This window comes from Methylobacterium soli (assembly GCF_008806385.1).
In the GTDB taxonomy this organism is placed as follows: domain Bacteria; phylum Pseudomonadota; class Alphaproteobacteria; order Rhizobiales; family Beijerinckiaceae; genus Methylobacterium; species Methylobacterium soli.
This window is the reverse complement of record NZ_VZZK01000053.1, coordinates 1-23310: the sequence shown is the minus strand read 5'-3', so window position 1 is coordinate 23310 and position 23310 is coordinate 1. Positions and strand designations below refer to the sequence as shown.

The following is a 23310-nucleotide window of genomic DNA, read 5'->3' as shown; positions in this document are numbered from 1 at the left end:
CACCGTCATCGTCGTCACCATCGCTGACGGCGCCCGTCGAGGATGCAGCGTGCTCAGTCAATGCAGCACAGACCGACCCATGTGCAAGGTTCGAGCTACGCTTTGACGCATCCTCACAGGTGCCGAACTGCACCTCGCGCGATATTTGAGGCGGATTAAAAACCGGCTGCTCGAACAAGCTGCCTACCGAGCCAGTTAACCATCCACGATCGATCCCGAGATATGTTTGAGAGTGGATGAAATGACAAAGATTGCTCTGACTTCAACCGCTTTGGTTGCCGCGCTCGCATTTCTACCAGCCTCTGCCGACGCCCGCGGTTTTGGTGGCGGCGGTGGGTTCCATGGTGGCGGGGGCGGCTTCCGTGGGGGTGGTTTCGGCGGTGGTGGCTTCCGGGGTGGCGCGATCGCCGGGCGTGGCTTCGCAGGCGGCTACGGTCGTGGAGGCCGTGGCTACTACGGGCGTGGTCTGGGCTATGGCGCCCTTGGTGTAGGCCTTGGCCTCGGTGTGGGGTACGGCCTCGGCAGCTACTACGCGAACGACTGCGGCTATGGGTACGGCTACGGTGCCTACGGGTACGGGCCCGGCGCCTGCAATGGCTACTACGGTTACGGCTACTAAAGGCGACGACCGCCACCATCCAGATGGAAAGCCCCCGGGTGCTCACGCCCCGGGGCTTTCACGCGTTGTGGTCGCGACGCTCAACGTTGCATCGGAACCGCCACCTCCACTGCCTGATTGATGCAGGTCAACCTCTGTGTGGAGGGGCCTCGTGGCTAACCCCGGATCTCCTGATTTAGACCCTGTAGAAATTGATCCGATCGGGCCAGTATCCCCGGCGCTAGGTAGTGAAGCACCCGATGATGCTTCCCCCGACTTGGCTGAGCCACCACTGGACGTCAACGTGGGCGTTCCAGACCCTCTGAAGCGAGATGTGGTTCCAGGCGAGCTGCCGCCTGACATGCCGTTGCCGGACGAGTAGCGCCCCGGCCGTTCGGGTAAAAGAAACTATGGAACGTTCTCTTCCAGCACGCGGCAAAGAAAAGCCCCGCGATCCGTAAGGCTGCGGGGCTGCTCGCTTCCGTGTGAGGGCTGACTAACCGCCGCCGCCAGGACCCTGGCCGCTGCCCCCGCCGCCGCCCGTCGAGTTGGAACGTGGCTTGTTGTTCTCCTCAGCATTGCCAGAGGCAGCTGACGAGCTGTTCGGATCGCGGCCTTGAGCGAGAACGGGGCCGGCGCAGACGAGCGCCAAAGTGGTCAAGATTACCAGTTTCTTCAGGTGAACTCCTCGCCCGCCTCTGCGGGCCTGTGGAGTGACAACCCCTCGTCGATCGGCATGGTTGCCTTGCGGGCCTTGCCCGGCAAATTCGCATAATCAGCGCGTTTTCCTTCGCTTAAGTTCGATTATGGAACCGAAAACGGGCACTTCCAAAAGTGTTCGGAAGTGATTGTCCAAACCATGAACCGCGCGCCAGTTTAGACGTAGAAAAATCTCCCGAACAAAAGCGACGTCGGTGGATTATATACTTGCGACATGTGGGAGAGCAAACGCCGCTCGCGTGGTCCAGGACAGGCGCCATGACGCGGGCCCGTTGAGAGCCGATAGCGCACCGAGCAGGTTCGCCCGGCCATCTGCACTCAAACGCTGGTCTGAGGAGTGGTAAGCTCTGATGCCGCGGTGCGTCCACCACAGGCGCGCTCCTGACTCCTAGCGTGAGAGGAACGTCATGACGCTCGTGTCACTGTCACGCCGGAACTTCGTCCAGTGCGCCTGCTGCGCAACGATCGGTAGCCTTGCTGGCCTGAGCACTAGAACGACACCTGTCCGTGCCGCATCAGGCCACCGCACTGATCTGACGCCCGATCAGGCCCTGGCGCTCCTGAAGGAGGGCAACCGCTCCTTCACCACCGATGCCCCCTTCCGCCGCGAGACAACCAATAGAGACCGCCGCATCGAGATCGCGCGCGGGCAGACGCCCTTCGTGGTATTGGTGGGCTGCTCCGACAGCCGGGTATCGCCGGAACTCCTGTTCGGCCGCGGCCTCGGCGAACTCTTCATCGTGCGCAACGCCGGCAACACCGTCGATAGCGTCGGCATGGGTTCCGTCGAATACGGCGTCGCCGAGCTCGGGGTTCCCCTGATTGTGGTGCTGGGCCACGAGAAGTGCGGTGCCGTCCAGGCCGCCGTGCAGGTGGTGAAGGAGAACGCCACCTTCCCGGGCAGCATCGGCAGGGTGGTCGAGCCGATCGTTCCAGCAGTGCTCAAGGCGCAGAGTCAGGCCGGCGACCTCCTCGACAATTCCGTGCGGGAGAACGTGCGCCGCACGGTCCACCGGCTGCGCACGGAGGAAGCTTTGCTGGTCGAGCCGCAGAAGGCCGGCAAGCTGAAGATCGTCGGGGCGCGCTACGACCTCGACGACGGCAGCGTCGACTTCTTCGACGAAGGCTGAGGGTTCCGTCTACGCTCAGAGCCGAGGGCCCAGCACCGGGGCGTTTCATAGGGCTTGCTCCAGCGGAACTTAGTAGGCGCCTGTCGGCTGCGGCGGGGTTCGCGGACTGGGCGTTATGGAAAGTCCGCCTCTCTGCTTTTCTCAGTCTGCAACCTTCTGCTACTTCGTATCGTCTGGTACGGATCCAACGCCAGCTGGAGAGGGCTGCCTCATGCGCCTTGCTGCCGACTTGCAAGCTGCGGCCTTGGTTGACGAGACCATTGCTTTTGACCTGAACGCCGCGGCTGCTGCCTTCGACCGGCTGGGGCACACGTCAGTGGCTCGTTCTCTCCGAGAGCGGGCGGCTGACTTGCTTGCGGAGGCCGTTCGTCTGCAAGGCAAGCTGGACTCAGTGCTGCCGCTTCTCAGTGATGCGGCGCGCTTCCCACACGGACGCTCGCCGGCAATCGCAGCGTCGGGCAACGGCAGCGATCCAGCAGCCAAACCCTAGCAGCCCTGTCACCGTAGCCTTACTCGAGGGGCTTTTCGGTGATCTCTTGATGAGCTCGGTGCTGATCTTAGTTTGGGGCAATCTTAGATAGCACTTAGGCTCAGGTAGACAGCGTCGAATTCGGCGAAGTTCATCAGCTGGGGTACGTCGGGAATGGTCAGCACCGACTTGCTCCAGACAATCAGCCCCTTGGCCCGCAACGCCTGTAGGACGCGGTTGATGTGGATCTGCGAAATGCCCAGCGCATCTGCCAGATCCGTCTGCGAGATCCCAAGCTCGAAACTGTTCTCTGATGCGAGGCCCACCGCCTGCAGGCAGACCAGCAGCTCGCAAAAATGGTGAGCTAAACGCTTATCCGCCGGCCGGCTGTCGTTTACGAGCCATTCGCGCGCCCGGCTCAACTCCATCAACGTCAGCCAGCGCATCGCGCGGGCAATGCCGAGGTGCGTTTCGATCAGATCCGAGAGCTTGGCGCGTGGAATGTCGACGACGGAGCACGGTGTGAGGGCGCCCAGCCGCAGGTCACGTGCGGCGGATCCGGAGACGTGCATGCGGCAAAGGTCACCCGGTACGGCAAAGGAGACAATCCGGCGGCGGCCCTGCAGGAGTGTCTTGTAGCGCCCTGCGATGCCGCTCATGACGAGGTACACGCGATCCGTATTGTCGTAGACCGCAATGTCTTGGCGCGCGGGAACGCATCGACGGTGGAGCGTGAGCGCCTCCAGGGCTGCACGCTCGACGTCCGAGAGCACGGCTCCGTGCTCCAGCTTCCGAATGAGCGGATTGCTCACAGCTGCAAGCGCCATTGCCTCACGCTGGGATCCGACCGCCTGCCAGCCCACTGACGCCATCGCACTCTCCCACCGGAGCCATTTCAACGTGGCCCCGAATGTACAGCGAATGACATATATGGCTCTTAGAAAACACTCAAGGTTGGGCTCCGTCACCGGCTCTGAGATCCGGCGACCAGCGTTTCAACTCGGCTTGCCTCAATAGAACGTTCGAAGGTGTCGTTGCATCACCTGTAGGAAAAAAAGACCGTTTTCCCGACAAACACGGTCGGCTGTTATCGACCCTTACCAGGCCTGAGAAAGGCCCCCTTACTGGCGCTTGACGGAGCAGCCTTCAGCGACTGGACGGGTGGATTTCGGCCCGGCTTCGATCAGCCGCATGATGGCCGAAGCGGACGCCGAGGCCGCCTCGTTCCAGGGCAGTTCGATGCCGCCGCATGGGACATGCCATGCGCAAAGTCCTGGCGGACGGCATCAGTTCTGAACCTGAGTTTGCTTTTTGGTGGTTCGGAACGAAACACCTTGGACATCGGATGTGGTAGGGGGCGGACATGCCCGCCAAACATTCTCGCCACATCGCCCTGACGGAACCGCTGGCTGCCTGGATCGACAGCCAGGTGGCCAAAGGAGAGTACACCTCAACCAGCGACCTCATCCGCACGGCCATTCGGGTGTTGCGCTCGAAGGATGAGGGTAGGGCCATCGATCAGCCCGTGCCCTCTCTGCAGCCGCCGCGCGGCCGGCGCTTGGCCTAAGTCCATGATTGCGGAGACTTCGGCCTTCACCGGCGGCGGCACCATGGGTGTGCTCATGCGTGCCTACGACTGGTCGCGTACATCCTTGGGACCGCAGGAGCATTGGTCGCAATCGCTCCTGACTCTTGTGCGGGTGATGCTGAACTCGCGGCAGCCGATGTTCATCTGCTGGGGTGTCGACCGGACCCTGGTCTACAACGATACCTACGCACCCATGCTCGGTGAACGCCACCCCGCAGCCCTCGGCCGCCCGTTCTTCGAGACCTGGCCTGAGGTGCAGGATGAGGTGGGTGCTCTGATGGATCGCGTGTTCGCGGGCGATCCCGTGCACATGGACGATCTTCAGCTCACCCTCCACCGCAGCGGCTACCCGGAGGAGACGCACTTCGCCTTCTCCTACACCCCCGTACCCGGGGATGACGGCGTCATTGTTGGCCTGTTCTGCGCTTGCACCGAGACCACCAACCGCGTGACCGACGAGCGTCGGCAAGTCGCAGAAGCTCAGCGCGAACGCGACCGCTTGTTCGAGATGAGCCGCGACCTCTTCGGAGTTGCCACCTTCGATGGCTATCTGACGTCGATCAACCCGGCATGGTCCCGACAGCTCGGACGCCCGGATGCAGAGCTGTTGGCGAGGCCGTTCTCCGAGATCATCCACCCCGATGACCTTGCCGTGACGGGTGACGTCGTTGCGGCGCTTCGGAGCGGTCGAGCAGTTCACCAGTTCCATGTCAGGCTGCTCACGGCCGATAGCACGCCCATTTCGTTCGCTTGGTCGGCTGTGCCAGAAGCGGACGCGGCAAGCAGCAGCTTCTACACCGTTGGCCGGGACATTACTTCCGAGAAGCATGCCGCAGAGGCCCTTGCTCGGACGGAGGAGGCCCTGCGCCAGGCGCAGAAGATGGAGGCGGTCGGTCAGCTCACCGGCGGCGTGGCCCACGACTTCAACAACCTGCTCACCGTCATCAAGTCCTCGACCGATCTCCTGAAGCGGCCGGGGCTGCCGGAAGAGCGACGCCAGCGCTACATCGGCGCGATCTCGGACACCGTTGCCCGCGCCGCCAAGCTCACCGGGCAGCTACTCGCCTTCGCGCGCCGACAGGCCCTCAAGCCGGAGGTGTTCGATGCCGGCCGCAGCGTCGCCACCATCAGCGACATGGTAGGCACGCTGAGTGGCTCGCGCATCAAGATCGTCACGGACATCCCGGACGAGCCCTGCTTCATCGATGCCGACCCGAGCCAGTTCGACACGGCCCTGGTGAACATGGCCGTCAACGCCAGGGATGCCATGAATGGCGAGGGCACCCTCACCATCACGGTGCACCCCGTCTCGACCATTCCGCCGATCCGCACTCACCCTGCCGTTTTCGGTGACTTCGTTGCGGTATGCATCGAGGACACGGGTTCTGGCATCGCCCCCGAGCAGATCGAGCACATCTTCGAACCGTTCTTCACGACCAAGGGCGTCGGACAGGGAACGGGTCTCGGACTGAGCCAGGTCTTCGGCTTTGCCAAGCAATCCGGAGGCGAGATCCGCGTACAGAGTACGGTCGGCCAGGGTACGATGTTCGTGCTGTACCTGCCGAGGGTGGAGGCCGCGGCCCATCTGCCTCAGGCCGAGCCCGAACCGCTCGTCGATGGACATGGCATGTGCGTCCTGGTGGTCGAGGACAACGCGGAAGTCGGAACGTTCGCGACCCAGACCCTGGCCGAACTCGGCTACGTCACCGCATGGGCGACCAACGCCGAGGAGGCATTGGCCGAACTGGCCAGAGATGCCGACCGCTTCGACGTGGTGTTCACGGACGTCGTGATGCCGGGCATGAACGGGATCGATCTCGCTCACAGGATCCGGCGGGACCACCACGACTTGCCGGTACTCCTGGCCTCCGGCTACAGCCACGTGCTGGCGCAAAACGGAACCTACGGGTTCGAGCTACTGCACAAGCCATATTCGGTCGAACAGCTCTCTCGCCTCCTCCGCAAGGTTGCGACTTGGCAGCGACGCAAGCGCATCATGGGCCGGTAGGAGGCCCGTGACTCGATGAGAGAAGGCAGGCACCTAAGGGTTTCATATCGTCCACTCCCCAGACGTCTGCTTCCGAGGTAGCCTGGATCGGCTGCTACGACATGGTTGGGTCGGAGGCGGGGCGTCCGCTTCGGGGCGAAAGGCCAGGGTCTGGTTCGCACCGAGGGTATGTGAAAACGCAGGGGCTGTGGAAGGATCTTCCCGGAAGCAACTTTGGCAGCGCCGGAATAGGTATCCTGACGGTATCTGAGCGACCAGCTAGCAGGGGCACATGTCTGTCGCGTAGAGGATTGTTCTACAGTTTTAGAAAGCCCCTGCGTTTTCACACACCCTCCTCCTTTTGCGGACATATGTCCTATCATCTCGGGTGTCGGGTATCCGACCGGAGATCCGACAGGTCGGTTGGGGCGCACGTGTCGAGTGTGAGGCAGGTCGCAGGATTCTGAAAACCCTGTCGGAAAATCAAATGTCCGGAAAACGCTTGTGACTGGACGCTCTTCTCGTGCGCCGTGAAGGTCTGGAAGGGGTCACTTTGAGGCATCTACCTGAGCTGGGCTGAACGTCCGCTTCGCTTTACCTTCCGCTTCGAAGCAGACAAGCTGCAATCGGCCAAATCCGGCCGGCTGCTTCGCCCTCATCCCGGTCAGTCAGCCGACGCGTGCGAAATCCTCGAAGCAGGCGGTCCTCCGCGTCGTCTTGCGGAGAACCATTCCGTGGTCACCGCTTCGATGACTTCTGGCCGGGCAGCCGCACCTCACCCCGCCACTCTCCGGCGAAGTCCGTCTTCGAGGTATAGGCAACAGAGAAGTTCCCGCGGCCCTTCACTCCAGCCAATGCGCCGGTCCCTTCGGTGACCTGGTAGGTACCTTGCGCGGTGACCCTCCCCTGAGGATCGGTTGTGGCCGTGCCCTTGTAGGCGCTGGAGGTTGCCCCGGAGGGCGTGGTGAACCTGATGGTGCCCTGGACGGGTCCCTGTCCGTTCTTCAGGGTCACGGTCTCGACCCACTGAACCTTCGCACCATCGAGCGGCGTGCCGGGACCCGCGTTCATTCCAGAGGCCGTCTGCTTGATCCTCACCTCGTTCGGCCCAAGCGGTTGCGGTCTCTGATGGTCGATGTGCCCCGTGTAACTCCCACCCATCGGCATTGCGAGGGCTGGGGGCACAGGAGCCATCGCAGCACAGATGATGGCGGCGAGCATCGTTAATCGGCACCCGCTCGGGCAGCTGGGTCCAACCATCATCGCGGAATGGAAAATGTCCGTGCTCATACGGCCTCCTGTATGGGTGATCGCAGGCCGGGATTTGCCGTCCCACCGTAACCTGCGGAATGAAGGTGAAGGCCAGTCGAGTGGGCCTTCGGCTGCAGACCATCATGGATGACGCGTATCGTCCCGGCAGGATCTCTGAATTGCGCTGAAATGTTCTGAAAGCTTCTGAGAGCGGGCCCTGCGGACCGGGGCTTCCGCTGCGCACGAAGCGAGATCTGCTGCCTCGGATGCGGCTGCTGCCGGCAGCGCATTCCCGGGCCACTGCCGCCAGCCTCTCGATCAGGCCCGGGAAAGGTGCCGCCTTTGCCCCGAGGGCTGAATCTTGTCGACGCCGCTAGCATGGGCTAGCGGGTCTTCGTCGGTCGGCGCCACACTTCAGGCGAAACGAAAGTGGCCGTCGTCGGGCGCCCAGATCATCAGCAGTTCAGGGCGTGCGTAAGTCTGCTTCCTGACATTGGGATGCCGGCTGCTCGCTTTCGCGATTTCCCGACTTATGCTGGCCGCGAGCTCCGGTGGACGGCGAACACAGATCGGTCTTCGATGATCGACAGCATCACGCTTCCAGACGTTGTGGTCGATCTCCGCCGCGAACAGGTCGTCGGGCGCGACGGGCAGCGGCGGGAACTGCGTCCACGCTCCTTCGACGTGCTGCGCCGCTTAACGGCAAGCGCGGGTGATCTCGTCAGCAAGGATGCGCTCCTTACGGATTGCTGGCCCGGTGTCATCGTGACTGAAGACTCCCTCACCCAGTGCATATCCGAAATCCGGAAGGTTCTGGGCTCGGATGCGCGCGACCTCGTTCGAACCATTCCACGGCGCGGTTACATGCTGGTCCTGCCCGCCGAGCCCAAACCTCCAGCCGTGCCCGCCGACGCCAGGGCTCCCCTGAGCTTCTGGCCGAGCATCGCCATCCTGCCGTTCGACGAGTTTACGGAGCGCCCGGGCACCTACGGGGCTTTGGGGGCGGGCTTTGCCGAAGACATCATCACCGAGCTGGCCCGCAATCGGAACATCACCGTCATCGCTCGCCAAAGCTCCTTCGCGGCCAAGGTGAGCGGCGGAACGGCGGCGGATGTCGCGAGGCTTCTCGACGTGCGCTACGTACTTGAGGGCAGCATCCGGCGCGCTGGCGAGCGCATGATCGTCAACGCGCAACTCGTGGAGGGTCCCTCGAACCGGCACGTCTGGGCAGAACGCTACACCTTTGCGGCGGGTGAAGTCTACGAGGTGCAGGACGAGCTTGTGGCGCGGATCGCCGGGACGCTGTTCTCGGGTTTGCAGAGCTACGAGCAGGCCGCGAGCCTGCGTCGTCCGCCAGCAAGCTTCGATGTCTACGAGCTGACGCTCCAGGCCCTCGCGCACATGCTACAGTTCAGCCATGCTGGCGTCATGGCGGCGCTGGAGGAGGTCGAGCGGGCTGTTGCCCTGGATCCCACCTATGCACCGGCGCATATTGCGCGCGGCTTCTGTATCGCAACGGATGCCGGCATGGCGATCTCCGGCGCAGCCGGTCCGGAGCGGCTGGTGGACGCCGTGCAGGCAATCCGCCATGGGCTGGAGCTCGATCCGACGCTACCGATCGGCCACCGTGCCCTGAGCTATGCTCTCCTGTTGACCGGCCGGTGCGATGAAGCCTTGATCGCTGCCGAGCGCGGCGTTGCCCTCAGTCCTGGCGATGCCTTGGCTCTCGCCTTCCTCAGCCTGGCTCAGACCGCGATGGGCCGCTACGCCGCCGCTCTCGCCAGCATCGACCGCGCGATCGGACTGAGCCCGATCGCCCCAGGCTTCTTCCAGGGCGTGGCCGCAAGCCCCCTTTATGCGCTGGACCGCTTCGATGAGGCGGTTCGGAACGCGACCGAGGCCAGCTTCCGGAGCCCGAGCTACCTGATGGCCTACGTCATAGCAGCCGCCTCGTGCATCGCCCTGGGACGCAGGGACGAGGCCTCGACATGGATCACGGATCTCTTGCGGCGGAGCGCGAAGTTCAGCCTCGCTCTTCCGAGACTGGCGAATGCCTACCGCTATGACCAGGGCATGGCTGAGCGCTTCGCCCAGCACCTGCGCGTGGCCGGGCTGCCCGGATGACGGGCGCGCCGCCCCTGGGACCGTGCCCCGACTCGACCGAGCGGCATACCCCGCTGGGCGGCGCTCAGAATGCAAGTGTTTCGAGTTGGTTCCTGAATGCTCAAGGATCCAGACGATCAGGGGGGCGAAGGGCCTGATGCCTACGACCGCGGTGCGCCGAGAGGTCCCAGATTTCAGCACCTTCCCCGACCTCGTCATCATCATGCTCGGGATGCAGGTACGCACCGGCTACGGTCTGAAGACGCTTCTCGGCCTCGGCAAGCCCATCGACGACGCCGGTGCCGGCCGGCCGGAGGGACTGCTTCATTATGAGAACCGAATCATCTTCAGCCTGAGGCCGACCCATATCGGTATGCGCTGGTACTGGCGTGACAGGCAGAGCCTGGAGGTTTGGTCCAAGTCGGAACCGCACCGGATCTGGTGGCGCGACTTTCTGAGGGATTCACGCGGAACCGGCTTCTGGCACGAGACCTACCACATGCGGGGTGGCATGGAGGCCGTCTACGTCGATATGGGCAGGCCTGTCGGCTTCTCCGCCTTCACGCCAATGATACCGGCCCACGGCACGATGGCGAGCCGGCATCGCGCGCTCAATCCGGACAGCACACCCGACCTGCCTGACTGGCCGGCTTAGTCGGCCCCAGCACATTCGGCTCGGCAGACCTTCAGAGGCGTTCAGCCCCTCAGAGAGGATCAGAAGAACTTCGAAGATCAGAAGGACTTCAGCGTCCTTTCAGGACGGGCGGCGGATGTCGCCGCTAGTCAGCGGAGCTGACGCGCCATCGCGTCCTCACGGAGGCCGACATGAGCAAAGCCTGGCTCGCCCATTATGATCCCGGCATTCCCGAGCATGCGGAGGTCGCGCGTTTCACGTCGCTCGTCCAAATGTTCGAGGCCGCGGTCGCCCGCTTCCAAGACCGCCCCGCCTTCAGCAGCATGGGTCGCGAACTCAGCTACAGTGGCCTCGACAAGGCTTCAGCGCATCTCGCCCATCACCTCCGCGAAGTCCTTAAGCTGCAGCCGGGCGATCGCGTCGCGATCATGCTGCCGAACCTGCTGCAATATCCGATCGCCTTCTTCGGAGTGGTTCGGGCCGGGCTGGTTGTCGTCAACGTTAACCCCCTCTACACCGCGCCCGAGCTGACGCATCAGTTGCGCGACAGCGGTGCGAAGACGATCATCGTGCTCGAAAACTTCTGCGCAACGCTTCAGGAGGCTCTGCGCCACGTCGAGGTACCGAACGTGATCGTCACGCGCGTCGGCGACGAACTCGGGCGCTCGAAGGGAATGTTGACGAACCTTCTCGTGCACCACGTCCGAAAGCTCGTCCCCCCTTGGAATATGGGCGGAACACAGCGGTGGCGCCGCATCGTCACGCGGGGAGCCGCCGTTGGGGCGCCGCAGGTCGAGGTCGGACGCGAGGATATTGCCCTGCTTCAGTACACGGGCGGCACAACAGGACCAGCCAAGGGTGCGATCTTGACCCACGGAAACGTGCTGGCGAATGCCCTGATCCTGGGAACGTGGTTTGCGGCCATCGGGGCCGAGCGCAGGGAGACCTACCTCGTTGCCCTGCCGCTCTACCATGCCCTCGCGTTGATCTGCCAAGTCATCCACCGGTTCATCCTGGGCGGCTGCGGCGTGCTGATCGCCAATCCGCGTGATCTGGATTGTCTCGTCGCGGAGATGCAACGGCACCGCTTCCGGAGCCTTGCAGGCGTGCCGAGCCTGTATCAGGCGCTATCGCAGCACCCCGGCATCCGGAAGGTCGACTTCAGCGAGACCGCTGTCTGCTGTTCCGGCGGAGCGCCCCTTCCGCCCGCCATCGCTGAGGCCTGGGGGGCGGCGACCGGACTTCCCATCATCGATGGTTACGGGCTGACCGAAGTGGCCGGTGTTGCCGTCATGAACCCGTTCGGGCAACGCGAACCGCGCGGTGGAATCGGCTTTCCCGTCTGCTCGACTGAGATCGAGATCCGCCGAGACGATGGATCGCTCGCAGTGCCGGACGAGCCCGGTGAGATCCACGTCCGCGGCCCTCAGGTCATGCGCGGCTACTACAATCAGCCGGAGGAGACCGCCCGCGTTCTCGACAGCCGCGGCTTCCTGGCGACGGGCGATATCGCGGCAATGGATGCTGAGGGGTACATAACGCTTGTGGATCGCAAGAAGGACATGGCGATCGTCAGTGGGTTCAACGTTTATCCGAGCGAGATCGATGATGTGCTACTGCGCCATCCGGGCATCCGGGAAGCGGCAGCGGTCGCAGTGCCGGACGCTCGCTTGGGCGAGACGATCCTGGCCTGCGTGGTGAGGTGCGATCCCGATCTCACGGAAGCGGCGGTGATCGCGCACGCCCGGGCCTCTCTGACAGGATACAAAGTTCCGCGCCGCGTGATCTTCCTCGATGCGCTCCCGAAGACGCCGGTCGGCAAAGTTCTACGTCGCGCACTTCGCGAGATGGTCACAGAGCTTGGCGGCACACCGTCAGACATCAGCACCAAGCCGGCCCACTCATAGCGTCAACGCAGCGCGCCAATCCTCGGCCACCTACGGGAGCGTTCTGCTGAGCGTCCTGCCCGCTGGCATCGATCTGATGCCTGGGCCGGCGCTCCGCAGGAGGCTCCTTGTATGTCGGGCAGCGCAGCACAGACCTCTTCCCGATAGCGCAGGCCGGCACTCCTCAGAATTCTTCAGGTGCATCTCAGAACCCTTCGGCCGGCGCTCAGGATTTTGGCCGCTGGTATGCCTACAGTAATTTCAGATGCAGAGAGAGACATCGGGATCAAGCGGACGAGAATTATTAAATACAATCTCAGCATCTAGGTGCCGCTCCAAGTCTATACTGGTCGATTAGGCCGATGCCTGAGCGGCGCAAGGCACCATAATTTCTACGCAACCACTCGTAAAACCATGGAGATATGACATGACTGTTCGTGCTGCTTCCCTTTTCGCCGCGCTCGGCCTCGGCGCCTTCGCCTCCACTGTCTTCGCGGGGGAGAGCCGTACCTTCACGGCCTGGGGGCATGAGTTCGAAACGCCCGGCGGCGCCGCGACAATCGTCGCGCGGTCCACTCCGTCGAGCTACACGGTTCTGCCGCCGGCTCCGGCCACCGCGTCCCGTACTCTTCCGGTGGCCCGGCAGGAGATCGAGCCAAAGCCGGCTACCCCCGCACCCACAATCAACGCCTGGGGTGCGCGCTTCTCGACGTCCGGCCGCTAAGCCATCCGCCGCATCGATCGAGGCGGGGTTCTTCCGGCCCCGCCTCCTCGAAAGCACCTACACCGCTCACGTTGGCGATCTGACCTCGACCGAGCGGGGGTGCTTCAGCAGCCGAGGGGAGGCATCCATGAAACGCTCGAACGAACGACGCGCGAAATCTCTCGTCCTGCGCGAGCTTGACCGATAACTCGCGCAGCGAAATTCGAAGCAGGCTCCGTCCGACGCCAGAAGAGAGTGACACGCGTAGCATCGCTGCTGGATTGATGAGCGGCAAGCCGGACGGGCGCTGAACTTCGAAGTATATCCGGCCTGAGCAGGACTTTAATGGAGAAATTCTCGGAATTTTTCTTGCACTATACCAGTAAGAAACTTAGACTTGATTTTTCAAATACCCCTTCGACTCAAATTTTCAAATTTAATACGGCCTTTAGAAGCCTGAGATCATGGCATTTGAGCATGAGCGAGGATGTGTTTTCGAGTTTTTTCTATGATAAAAATGCGGAATCGCTTGATAATTATTTCGGATTATATACTGCGATTGTGTGCAGGTGAACGAAATTCTTTCGCGCGATTTAATATGAAGACGCCTGCTCGGATGTTGATGGCTGAAAGCGGCAGGCGGCTTTCAGCCAACTTTAGTCGGCCGCTTCGCGCCCACCTCGGCCATTCGGCGGCATTTGCTGGCATCTCCGAAGCGGACATCTGCACGGGTCGGGTTGTAGGTCTCAGTTGCGCCACTCCCGAACCTTCGCTGAGAGCCAGCAGAACAACCGTTCGTCACCTGACAGTTGTCGTTGACGCTAGAGATATCCCACCAGCACGGAGGCACCAGAGTGGCGCTGGTCTGCCTACTGATCCAGGCGGCTGACCTGATGCTGATGCGCTCGGCCAGGTCGGCGACCGTCGCGGCGGCTGGCGCCCCCTTGAGTGGGCTGGGCTACGCCCTCGTTTTCCCCGGGTTTGGGGACGAGGTCGTCCGCAGGGCCCGTCCGCAGATCCGTGAATTCGCCGTGGGTGCCAACACTGCCAACCTGGACTTCGCGCTGGACGTCGCCGGCCGGAGTGGCCTTGAGGTGCTGTTCCTCGCCGGCGCGGTCTCAGCGTCCTGCGCAGCGTTGGCGTCTCCAGCCAGCTCCCGCGGACGCCGGCCACCGCCCGATATTGAACCCAGCTTTAAACCGGCGCCGAGAGTCACCCGTGCGTAAACTTGGCCGGCCGCTTCTCCACGAAGGCGGCCATGCCCTCCTTCTGATCGGCCGTGGCGAAGATCGCGTGGAAGACCCGGCGCTCGAAGCGAATGCCCTCGGTGAGCGTGGTCTCGTCGGCGCGGTTCACCGCTTCCTTGGTCATCATCGCGATGGGCTTCGACATGCCCGCGATGGTCCCGGCGGTGCGCAGGGCGTCGTCCAGGAGCGTGTCGGCCGCCACCACGCGGGCGACGAGGCTGGAGCGCTCGGCCTCGGCCGCATCCATGTTGCGCCCGGTCAGGCACATCTCCATGGCCTTCGCCTTGCCGATGGCGCGCGTCAGGCGCTGGCTCCCGCCGATGCCGGGCATCACCCCGAGCTTGATCTCGGGCAGGCCGAACTGCGCCGTGTCGGCCGCCAGGATGAAGTCGCACATCATGGCGAGCTCGCAGCCGCCGCCCAGCGCGTAGCCCGCCACCGCCGCGATGATCGGCGTGCGCACGGCCGTGAACCGGTCCCAGTCGGCGAACCGGTCGCCCCCGTACATCGCGGCATAGGTGGTGTGCTGCATCTCCTTGATGTCAGCGCCGGCCGCGAAGGCTTTGGCCGAGCCGGTGATGACGATGCAGCCGATCTCCGGATCGGTATCCGCCTCGGTCGCCGCCCGGATCACCTCCCGGGTGAGCTGCGCGTTGATCGCGTTGAGCGCCTTCGGCCGGTTGAGGGTGATCAGCAGGACGCGCCCGCGCGTCTCCGTCAGGATCGTCTCGTAGTCCATCGGTTGCTTCCTCTACTGAACCGGCTGCGACTTCGATTCGCATCGGCTCCGGGGCGAGCAGGTTCGCGGTCGCGGTGGGCGGCTGTTTTTGGTCTGGAACCCGACGGCGCTCGCGTACGGGCCGGTTCGCCGGGTTACCGGTCAGGTGCGCCTGTCGGGCCTCTTGCGAGGACGTCGCCGACAGGCACGCCGCGCGGCGGTCAGGCGTGTTCCGACAGGAAGCTCCTGACTGCCGCGGCGAGCGCCTCGGCGTTCTCCTCCGGTATCCAGTGATTGGCCTGCTCGATGACCTGAAAGGTGACGTCCTGGGCCACCTCGCGCATCATGCCGTCCATGGACCGCGCGAAGGTGCTGTGCGCGCCTGCCACGGCCAGCACCGGCATCGGGAGCTTCCCCTCGCGCTCCAGGTCGGCCCGGTTGCGCTCGGCATCGGCGGGGAAGGCTCGGTAGAGCTCGAACCCGGCCCGCATCGCGCCCGGTCTCGTAAAGGCCCGGACGTAACGCGCCACGGCTTCCGCACCGATGGCCTCGATGTCGAAGGCGAGGTCCAGGTAGAAGCGCTCCAGGTAAAGCTGCTCGCGACCCGCGGTCAGGAGTTCCGGCAGGTCGGGGGCGCGATGGAAGTGGAAGTGCCAGACGCGCTTGGTGTCACCGAGGCTCCGCTCGTAGGCCGCGGTCCCCGGCAGGGGCGCCTCCATGACGACGAGCCCGTCCGTGCGGTCGGGAAAGCGACGGGCGAAGGCATAGGCGACCATCATCCCGATGTCGTGGCCCGCCACCGTGACGGGACCGGTGAGCCCAAGATGCTCGTAGAGCAAGGCGTGCAGGTCACCCGCCATGGTGTGCTTGTCGTAGCCGCCCGACGGCTTCGAGGACCCTCCGGCGCCGCGGTAGTCGGGCATCACCACGCGAAGACCCGCCTGCACGAGGAGCGGGACCACCCGCCGCCAGGCATAGGCAGTCTGCGGGTAACCATGGACGAGCATCACCGTACGGTCGCCGGCACCGGCTACGCCGTAGTGGAGACGCACGCCGCGCTCGACCTCGGCCGAGCCCCACTCGACCGTCGTCCCGTCCCAGGTCTCGCGCATGCCGCTCTCCCTATTGCATCAGACCGGCGGGGGAGCGGCGGCGGAACCCCCGCCGCCGCCTCGATCATGACCACGTCAGCTGCTCGCGGTCGACGGGGAGCCGATCATCCCTTGGAGATGTCGACGTCCTTCGTCTCCCGGGCGAACAGCAGGCTCAGGACAAAGCAGGTCGCCGCGATGGCCACCGGGTAGTACAGGCCCGAGTAGACGTTCCCCGTGGCGGCGACGATGGTGAAGGCGGTCGCGGGGAGGAAACCCCCGAACCACGCTGCGCTGAGGTGGTAGGGAAACGACATCGCGGTGTAGCGGATGCGCGAGGGGAACATCTCCAGCAACGATGTCGTGGTGGGCGAAAACGTGATCGCGCCGAAGCTCAAGAGCACGCACAGGAGCAGCACGATCATGGGCCGGTTGATGTCGTCCTCGGCGGCGGTTCCGAGCGGGTAGTTCTTCCGGGCCAGGGCCGCCTTCAACTCGCCTTCGAAGCGGGTCTTCTGGACGGCGGCGTCGGCCGCGTCGGCATCGTCGGCACCGTATCCACCCACGGTCAGGTCGCCGACCTTCACGCTTGCCTTGCCGGAACCGGAGGCGTTCTCGCTGGAGTAGCTCAAGCCCAGCTTGGCGAGCGCGTCCGTCACGACATCGCACGACGTCGTGAATTTGGACGTGCCCAGGGGATTGAACTGCAGCGAGCACTCGCTCGGGTTGGCCACGACCGTGATGGGCGTCTCGACTTGCGCCCTCTCAAGGCTGGGATTGGCGTAGTGCGTCATGGCCTGAAAGATCGGCACCGTCAGCACCGCGCAGAGCAGGTAGCCGGCGACGTAGACAGGCCGGCGCCCGATGCGGTCCGACAGCGCGCCGAAGACAATATACAGCGGTGCCGTCAGGACGGTGGCCGTGATCAGCATGACGTTGGCCGTCAGTGTCTCAACGCGAAGTACCTTGGTCAGGAAGAACAGCGAGTAGAACTGGCCCGTGTACCAGATGACCGCCTGCGCCGGCAGGATGCACAGGGCCCCGACCAGGATCAGGCGCAGGTACTTCCACTGGCCGAAGGCCTCGGACAGGGGCGCCTTCGACGCCTTGCCCTCGGCCTTCATGCGCTTGAACTCGGGGGACTCGTCGAGCTTCAGTCGGATCCAGAGGGAGATGCCCAGCAGGGCGACCGAGATGAGGAACGGCACGCGCCAGCCCCAGGAGACAAAGGCGTCGCCGCCCAACGTGAGGCGCAGCGGGATGATGACGGCGACTGCCAGCAGGAAGCCCACCGCCGCTGTGAGGATGACCCAGGAGGTCCACTCGGCCCGGCGTCCCTGCGGGGCGTGCTCCGCGACGTAGATCATGGCCCCGCCGAACTCGCCGCCCAGGGCGAGGCCCTGAAGCATCCGCATCGCGATGAAGGCGACTGGCGCCGCGATCCCGGCCGTCGCGTAGGACGGTAGGAGGCCGATGACGAAGGTGGACACGCCCATCAGCAGGATGGTCACGAGGAAAGTGTACTTCCGGCCGACGATGTCACCGAGGCGGCCGAAGACGATGGCGCCGAACGGACGGAGCATGAAGCCCGCGGCGAAGCCCAGCAGCGTGAAGATGAAGCCCGCGGTCGGATTGACGCCCGAGAAGAACACCTTCGTGATCTCCGCGGCGAGCAGGCCGATCAGGAAGAAGTCGTAGAATTCAAAGACCGTACCGAGGGACGCCGCGATGATGACCAGCTTGTCTTTCGAGGTCATACCGGCTGAGTGCGGGACCGCCGCAATGGTTGTCATGACTTCCTCCCATGATTTTACTGCGTTAATCTCCTGCGGTCAGGTCGAGTGCAGGAGCTCAATGGCTTGGTTGCTGGCGCGAACAACATTGACTTGGCCAGCCGCGAGCGGCGTCCGACCGAGGTCGTACGTGCGGTCGGAAGGTCCAGACGCTTCAGACGTTCGTTGGCGTTCTCAGGAGGCGGTCAGTTGGACCGCTCGATTGCGATGGCGGTCGCCTCGCCGCCGCCGATGCAGAGGGTGGCCACGCCCCGCCTCATCCCGTAGGTCTCCAGCGCCGAGAGCAGCGTCACCATCACTCGGGCGCCGGACGCGCCGATGGGGTGGCCCAGCGCGCATGCGCCGCCGTGGACGTTGACCTTGTCCGCCGGGAGCCCGAGGTCGTGCATCGCCGCCATCGGAACGACCGCGAACGCCTCGTTGATCTCGAACAGGTCGACGGTCTTCAGATCCCAGCCTGTGCTCTCAGAGAGCTTGCGCAGGGCGCCGACCGGGGCAGTCGGGAAATGACTCGGGGTGCAGGCGTTGGTCGCGTGACCGACGATGGTCGCCAGGGGCGTTAGGGCCCGCCGCTCGGCCTCTGACCGCCGCATCAGCACCAGCGCAGCGGCGCCGTCCGAGATCGACGAGGCGTTGGCCGCCGTGACGGTGCCACCCTCGCGAAAGGCGGGCTTGAGGCTCGGGATCTTCTCGGGCTTGGCCCGGGCCGGCTGCTCGTCGTGCTCGACGGTCCGCTCCGCCTTGCCCGCCTTCACCGTCACCGGGACGGTCTCGCGGGCGAACAGCCCCTCGGAGATCGCCTTCTGCGCCCGCGTCAGCGACCGGATCGCGAACTCGTCCTGGGCCTGGCGGGTGAACTGGTAGCTCTCGGCGCAATCCTCGGCGAAGGTCCCCATCAGGCTGCCCTTGTCGTAGGCGTCCTCCAGCCCGTCGAGGAACATGTGGTCGAGGACGCGGCCGTGGCTCATGCGGTAGCCGCCTCGGGCCCGGTCGAGCAGGTACGGCGCGTTGGTCATGCTCTCCATGCCGCCGGCGACGGCGACGCTCACGCTGCCGGCGCGCAGGAGGTCGTGGGCGAACATGGCGGCCTTCATGCCCGAGCCGCACATCTTGTTGACCGTAGTGGCGCCCGCGGACATCGGCAGCCCGGCGCCCAGCGCCGCCTGCCGGGCGGGGGCTTGACCCTGGCCGGCGGAGAGCACGCAACCGAACACGACCTCCTCGACGTCCTCGGCCGGGACGCCTGCGCGCTCGACGGCGGCTCGGATGGCGGCCGCCCCGAGATCGGGCGCTGCGAGCGAGACCAGGTCCCCCTGGAAAGCGCCCATGGGGGTCCGGGCGGACCCGACGATGACGATGGGATCGAGGTCGCTCATGGTTGGGTTCCTTCTAGGTCGGGGATGTTCAGCGCGGCGGCATCCGCAGGGCGCCGTCGAGGCGGATTGTCTCGCCGTTCAGCATGACGTTCCCGAGGATGTGCTCCACAAGCGCCGCGAACTCGGCGGGCCGGCCGAGGCGCTTCGGGAACGGGACGTCCTGGGCGAGGGCGTCCTGAACGTCCTGCGGCATTCCGGTCATCATCGGCGTCTCGAAGATGCCGGGGGCGATGGTCACGACGCGGATGCCGGAACGGGCGAGTTCGCGGGCGACCGGCAGGGTGAGGGCGGCGACCCCGCCCTTGGACGCCGCGTAGGCGGCTTGGCCGATCTGACCGTCGTAGGCGGCGATGGAGGCGGTGTTGACGATCACGCCCCGCTCGCCGTCCTCGCCGGGCTCCTCTTGCGCGATGGCCGCCGCTGCGAGCCGCAGCATGTTGAACGTGCCGATGAGGTTGATGCCGACCGTGCGTGCGAAGCTGTCGAGCCCGTGCGGGCCCGCCCGGCCAATGACCTTCTCGATGGGGGCCACGCCCGCGCAGTTCACCAAGCCATGCAGATGGCCGAAGGCATCCTTTGCGAGCCGCACCGCCGCCTCGCCCTGCTCGGCGTCAGTCACGTCGGTGCGCGCGAAACGGGCGCGAGGCCCGATCTCGGCAGCGACGCCCTCGCCAGCCTCCGCGGCCACGTCGGCGACGACGATGCTGGCGCCCTCGGCCGCCAACCGGCGGGCCACCGCCGCGCCGAGGCCGGAGCCCCCGCCGGTCACGAGGAAGACGTGATCCTTGATCTGCATCGTCGTACCCGATGGTTTGTGCGGGACGGCCAGGCCGGCGGCCTAGTCGTGGAAGGTCGTGAAGCTCTCGACCGGCTCGCGCCGGCTCACGAGGGTATTCTCGGGGGCCTCGGGGTCGGCGTACCCGAGCGCCATGCCGGACAGGAGGACGTGCGTGTCCGGGATGCCGAGTTGCTCGTGCACGACGCGCCCGAACTCGCACCAAGCCTGCTGCGGGCAGGTCTCCAAGCCGTAGGCGCGGGCGACGATCATGACGTTCTGCATGAACATGCCGCAGTCGAGCCACGACCCGTGCAGCAGGCAGGCTTCCATGGTGAAGAACAGCCCGACCGGGGCGCCGAAGAACTCGAAGTTCCTCATCATCGCCCGTTTGCGACCCTCGAAGTCGCCGCGTTCGATGCCGTAGAGCTCGTAGAGGTCGAAGCCGACCTGCCTCTTGCGCGACAGGTAGGGCTCCGGCACCGGCGACGGGGAGTAGGCGTACTCCTCCGACCGCTCGCCGGCCTCGGCCGCCGCGAGGACGGTGCGCGAGAGCCGCTCGCGGGTGGCACCCGTCACGGCATGGACGTGCCAGGGCTGGAAGTTCGTCCCCGACGGGGAGCGCGAGGCGGCCGCGAGGATCTCCGTCACCACGTCCGAAGGAATCGGCGTGGGGCGAAACCGCCGGACCGAACGCCGGTTCACGACCGCGTCGATGACCGCGGCGTCGGCGGTCGGTCCCGGCCCGGCATCCTCGACCACGCCGGGCAGGTCCAATTCTCGCTGTGCGATCTTGGCGGTCATGTCAGCTCGCTGCGGCGACGTTCGGGGTCATCTGCTCGCGCCTCTGCTGGCGGAGCACGAACCGCTGCACCTTGCCGCTCGGCGTCTTCGGCAGGGCCTCGGTGAAGTGAACCTGCCGCGGGAATGCGTGTGCGGCATAGCGTGTCTTGACCCAGTTCTGGATGGACTTCACCTGGTCCGAGCCCTCTTCTTCGCCCGGGCGCAGAACGACGTAGGCTTCGAGCACCTCCCCGCGCGTCGCATCGGGGACCGCGATGACCGCGCACTCGCTCACGGCCGGATGGGTCACGATGATCGACTCAATCTCGAAGGGCCCGATCCGGTACCCGGCCATAATGATCACGTCGTCGTCGCGGGACGAGAAGTGGAAGTAGCCGTCCTCGTCCCGGCGACCCGCATCGCCGGTCAGGTACCAGCGGCCTCCGCCAGCGAACTTCTCCGCGCTCTTGAGCGGGTCGGAGACGTAACCCGAAAACCAAGCCAGCGGGCTGTCCTTCAACTCGACGGCCACGCGACCGAGCTCGCCGTCTGGGGCAATGGCGTCCTCCTGGTTCTTCAGGACCAGCAGCGACCAGCCCGGCAGCGGCGTGCCCATGGAACCAGGCTTGATCGGGGCGCGCAGGGCTGGATGGTGGTGGTTGTTCAGGAGCATGCCGGCTTCGGTCTGGCCGTAGTGGTCATGGACCGTGACGCCCAGGGCCTCGACCGCCCACTCGTTGACCTCCGGCGTCAGCGGCTCGCCGGCGCTGGAGGCGCAGCGCAGGCTCCTGATCTCCGGCCTGGGTCCCTCGTAGGCGCGCAGCGAACGGTACACCGTGGGCGCCGCGGTGAAGTTCGTCACCTTGTACCGGGCCAGGACCTCGAACGTCGCCTTGGCGTCGAACCCGGATGTCAGGAGCAGGCTAGGCACGCCGGTCGTGAACGACCCCAGCACCCCGAAGTACAGGCCGTAGGCCCAACCCGGGTCCGCCGCGCACCAGTACAGGTCGTCCGGGAGCACGCCGAGCCCGAACTCGGCGTAGGCGCGGAAGCCCGCCAGCGCACGGGTCGGCACCACAACGCCTTTCGGGGTGCCGGTGGTGCCCGAAGTGTAGATCTGGATGATGGGCGCATCGCCGCCCAGGACCGCCGCCGGCCATCCCGGGGCCGGGACAACACGACCTGAGGCATGCGTGTTAGATGGTGCTGGTCATGGGTGCCGGCTCGGATCGAACACCGGCCCTAGGTCGCCTTGAAGGGCATCACGCTTGAGTAGGAAAATGATGCCGCGCGCCACACAGTCGGTCCGGAGCACGAGCGCCAGGGCCCAGTCTCCCGACAAGCGCACGGCCATCCTCGCCGCCGCTCGCGACCTCGTCTCTCGCGTCGGCTTCCGGGAAGCGCAGATGACCGGCGTCGCGGACGAGGCCGGGGTGGCGCTGGCCACCCTTTACCGGAACTTCCCGTCGAAGGCCGCCCTGATGGTCGAGGTCGTGGCCGCCGTCGCGCAGCGCGAGGTCGACGCCGCGGCCGGCCTGGCCATGGGCGACGGCACCGCGGCCGAGCGTCTGGCCGCGTCCGCGTCCCTGTTCGCCAGCCGGGCCCTTCTGGGTCGCAGGCTTGCCCACGCTCTCGTGGCCGAGCCCGTCGAGCCTGAGATCGAGGCCGCCAGGCTACGGTACAGGCGGAAGCTCGCCCGGGTCTTCGAGACGATCATCGAGCAGGGCATCCGGTCGAAGGAGTTCCCCGTCCAGGATGCGCAGGCATCGGCCGCCTGCATCGTGGGCTCGCTCTTCGAGGGGCTCGTCGGGCCGCTGGCCTCCGACACGTTGTCCACGGACGCGGACCGTCAGAACCAGGCCAGGGCCATCGTCGGCTTCTGCCTCCGCGGCGTCGGGAGCAAGGACGTCGTCACGTAGTTCGCCATCGCTCACGCAAGAACAAGCTGGGGCTCATCGGCGCGGTCCGTCGGACGTCGTAGCACGTCGTGTCGGTCGTCTGCAGGGCGGCGCCGTCTGGGTGTCGGCGGGAATAGTCCCTACGTCGCCCGTTAGCTCGTAGCGCTCCGGTGCCGCTGGGCCCTGATCCACCATGAACCGGCCACCTCTTGATGCCGTGCCCGCATTTTAGCCGGGTCACGACAGTAACCCGCTACGATGGCCGTCGCGCGAACGCCTCAGCCGCCCGCCAATCTGCAACTGCGGCCTTCTCCCTACCTCCCTAGCCCAGGGGAAAGGCGCCGGAAGCGGAGTAAAGCGCCGCGCTTTCACGGACATGGCCGCGCGCCTACATACCCGGAATGCCTGTCCTCCTAGCGCTCGCCGCCACCCTCCTGTTCGGCCTCGTGTTCGGCCCTCAGTGGTGGGTGCGCCGGGCGATGCAGCAACACGCCACCGAGCGGCCGGACTTGCCCGGGACCGGAGGCGAGCTCGCCCGCCATCTGCTCGACCTCGCACGG

The 23310-nt window shown here is 65.2% G+C and carries 19 protein-coding genes and 1 pseudogene; 11 read left to right on the top strand and 9 right to left on the bottom strand.

Annotation, left to right across the window (positions count from 1 at the left end; genetic code table 11):
- The first annotated feature begins 241 nt into the window (after positions 1–241).
- From F6X53_RS28940 to F6X53_RS28925, 3 genes are all read left to right on the top strand, one after another.
- On the top strand, positions 242–619 hold the full coding sequence (locus F6X53_RS28940) for a hypothetical protein (RefSeq protein ID WP_151004877.1): 378 nt from the start codon (positions 242–244) through the stop codon (positions 617–619).
- Between the two features lie 1106 nt (positions 620–1725).
- Entirely contained in the window at positions 1726–2448 is a 723-nt protein-coding gene (locus F6X53_RS28930) for a carbonic anhydrase (RefSeq protein WP_151004875.1), read from the top strand.
- A gap of 211 nt (positions 2449–2659) precedes the next feature.
- A complete protein-coding gene (locus F6X53_RS28925) occupies positions 2660–2938 on the top strand; it encodes a hypothetical protein (protein WP_151004873.1) in 279 nt (92 codons plus the stop codon).
- 83 nt (positions 2939–3021) lie between these two features.
- Here the strand turns inward: F6X53_RS28925 and F6X53_RS28920 are convergent, their stop codons facing one another.
- On the bottom strand, positions 3022–3789 hold the full coding sequence (locus tag F6X53_RS28920; protein ID WP_238296856.1) for a Crp/Fnr family transcriptional regulator: 768 nt from the start codon (positions 3787–3789) through the stop codon (positions 3022–3024).
- Positions 3790–4280: 491 nt separating this feature from the next.
- Here F6X53_RS28920 and F6X53_RS28915 point away from each other — a divergent pair, with 491 nt between their 5' ends.
- The gene (locus tag F6X53_RS28915; protein WP_151004871.1) at positions 4281–4484 is read left to right on the top strand and encodes a ribbon-helix-helix domain-containing protein; all 204 of its coding nucleotides are present in this window, start codon (positions 4281–4283) and stop codon (positions 4482–4484) included.
- Between the two features lie 4 nt (positions 4485–4488).
- Positions 4489–6513, top strand: a complete 2025-nt coding sequence (locus F6X53_RS28910; RefSeq protein ID WP_151004870.1) for a hybrid sensor histidine kinase/response regulator — start codon at positions 4489–4491, stop codon at positions 6511–6513.
- Between the two features lie 717 nt (positions 6514–7230).
- Here the strand turns inward: F6X53_RS28910 and F6X53_RS28905 are convergent.
- Positions 7231–7563, bottom strand: coding sequence for a hypothetical protein (locus F6X53_RS28905; protein ID WP_238298158.1), 333 nt, complete (start codon positions 7561–7563; stop codon positions 7231–7233).
- A 759-nt stretch (positions 7564–8322) separates the two neighbouring features.
- On the opposite strand from F6X53_RS28905, the gene F6X53_RS28900 reads away from it, so the two are divergent.
- The 4 genes from F6X53_RS28900 to F6X53_RS28885 all read left to right on the top strand — a co-directional run bounded on the left by F6X53_RS28900 (position 8323) and on the right by F6X53_RS28885 (position 13090).
- Positions 8323–9867 carry a winged helix-turn-helix domain-containing protein gene (locus F6X53_RS28900; RefSeq protein WP_191971041.1) on the top strand — a complete coding sequence of 515 codons (1545 nt, stop codon included), beginning with the start codon at positions 8323–8325 and terminating at the stop codon, positions 9865–9867.
- 136 nt (positions 9868–10003) lie between these two features.
- Positions 10004–10501, top strand: coding sequence for a monooxygenase family protein (locus tag F6X53_RS28895; protein WP_151004866.1), 498 nt, complete (start codon positions 10004–10006; stop codon positions 10499–10501).
- 170 nt (positions 10502–10671) lie between these two features.
- The gene (locus F6X53_RS28890) at positions 10672–12387 is read left to right on the top strand and encodes an AMP-binding protein (RefSeq protein WP_151004864.1); all 1716 of its coding nucleotides are present in this window, start codon (positions 10672–10674) and stop codon (positions 12385–12387) included.
- A gap of 406 nt (positions 12388–12793) precedes the next feature.
- Positions 12794–13090: a hypothetical protein gene (locus F6X53_RS28885; RefSeq protein ID WP_151004862.1), complete on the top strand. Its 297-nt coding sequence runs from the start codon at positions 12794–12796 to the stop codon at positions 13088–13090.
- A gap of 1191 nt (positions 13091–14281) precedes the next feature.
- On the opposite strand, the gene F6X53_RS28880 is transcribed toward F6X53_RS28885, so the two are convergent.
- The 7 genes from F6X53_RS28880 to F6X53_RS28850 all read right to left on the bottom strand — a co-directional run bounded on the left by F6X53_RS28880 (position 14282) and on the right by F6X53_RS28850 (position 21996).
- Complete coding sequence (locus F6X53_RS28880) at positions 14282–15055, bottom strand: enoyl-CoA hydratase (RefSeq protein WP_151004860.1); 774 nt, start codon at positions 15053–15055, stop codon at positions 14282–14284.
- Positions 15056–15255: 200 nt separating this feature from the next.
- Complete coding sequence (locus tag F6X53_RS28875) at positions 15256–16146, bottom strand: alpha/beta fold hydrolase (protein ID WP_151004858.1); 891 nt, start codon at positions 16144–16146, stop codon at positions 15256–15258.
- A 104-nt stretch (positions 16147–16250) separates the two neighbouring features.
- On the bottom strand, positions 16251–17918 hold the full coding sequence (locus F6X53_RS28870) for an MFS transporter (protein ID WP_210386424.1): 1668 nt from the start codon (positions 17916–17918) through the stop codon (positions 16251–16253).
- A 185-nt stretch (positions 17919–18103) separates the two neighbouring features.
- Positions 18104–19294, bottom strand: coding sequence for an acetyl-CoA C-acyltransferase (locus tag F6X53_RS28865; RefSeq protein WP_151004856.1), 1191 nt, complete (start codon positions 19292–19294; stop codon positions 18104–18106).
- Positions 19295–19322: 28 nt separating this feature from the next.
- Positions 19323–20090 carry a 3-hydroxyacyl-CoA dehydrogenase gene (locus F6X53_RS28860; protein ID WP_151004854.1) on the bottom strand — a complete coding sequence of 256 codons (768 nt, stop codon included), beginning with the start codon at positions 20088–20090 and terminating at the stop codon, positions 19323–19325.
- 42 nt (positions 20091–20132) lie between these two features.
- Positions 20133–20873 (bottom strand): nitroreductase, encoded by a 741-nt coding sequence (locus tag F6X53_RS28855; protein WP_151004852.1) that lies wholly within the window; start codon positions 20871–20873, stop codon positions 20133–20135.
- A 1-nt stretch (position 20874) separates the two neighbouring features.
- Positions 20875–21996 carry an AMP-binding protein gene (locus F6X53_RS28850; RefSeq protein ID WP_306426593.1) on the bottom strand — a complete coding sequence of 374 codons (1122 nt, stop codon included), beginning with the start codon at positions 21994–21996 and terminating at the stop codon, positions 20875–20877.
- Between the two features lie 136 nt (positions 21997–22132).
- Here F6X53_RS28850 and F6X53_RS28845 point away from each other — a divergent pair, with 136 nt between their 5' ends.
- Entirely contained in the window at positions 22133–22771 is a 639-nt protein-coding gene (locus F6X53_RS28845; RefSeq protein WP_244965632.1) for a TetR/AcrR family transcriptional regulator, read from the top strand.
- A 380-nt stretch (positions 22772–23151) separates the two neighbouring features.
- Positions 23152–23310, top strand: a pseudogene (locus F6X53_RS33915) (zinc metallopeptidase); the annotation flags it as partial.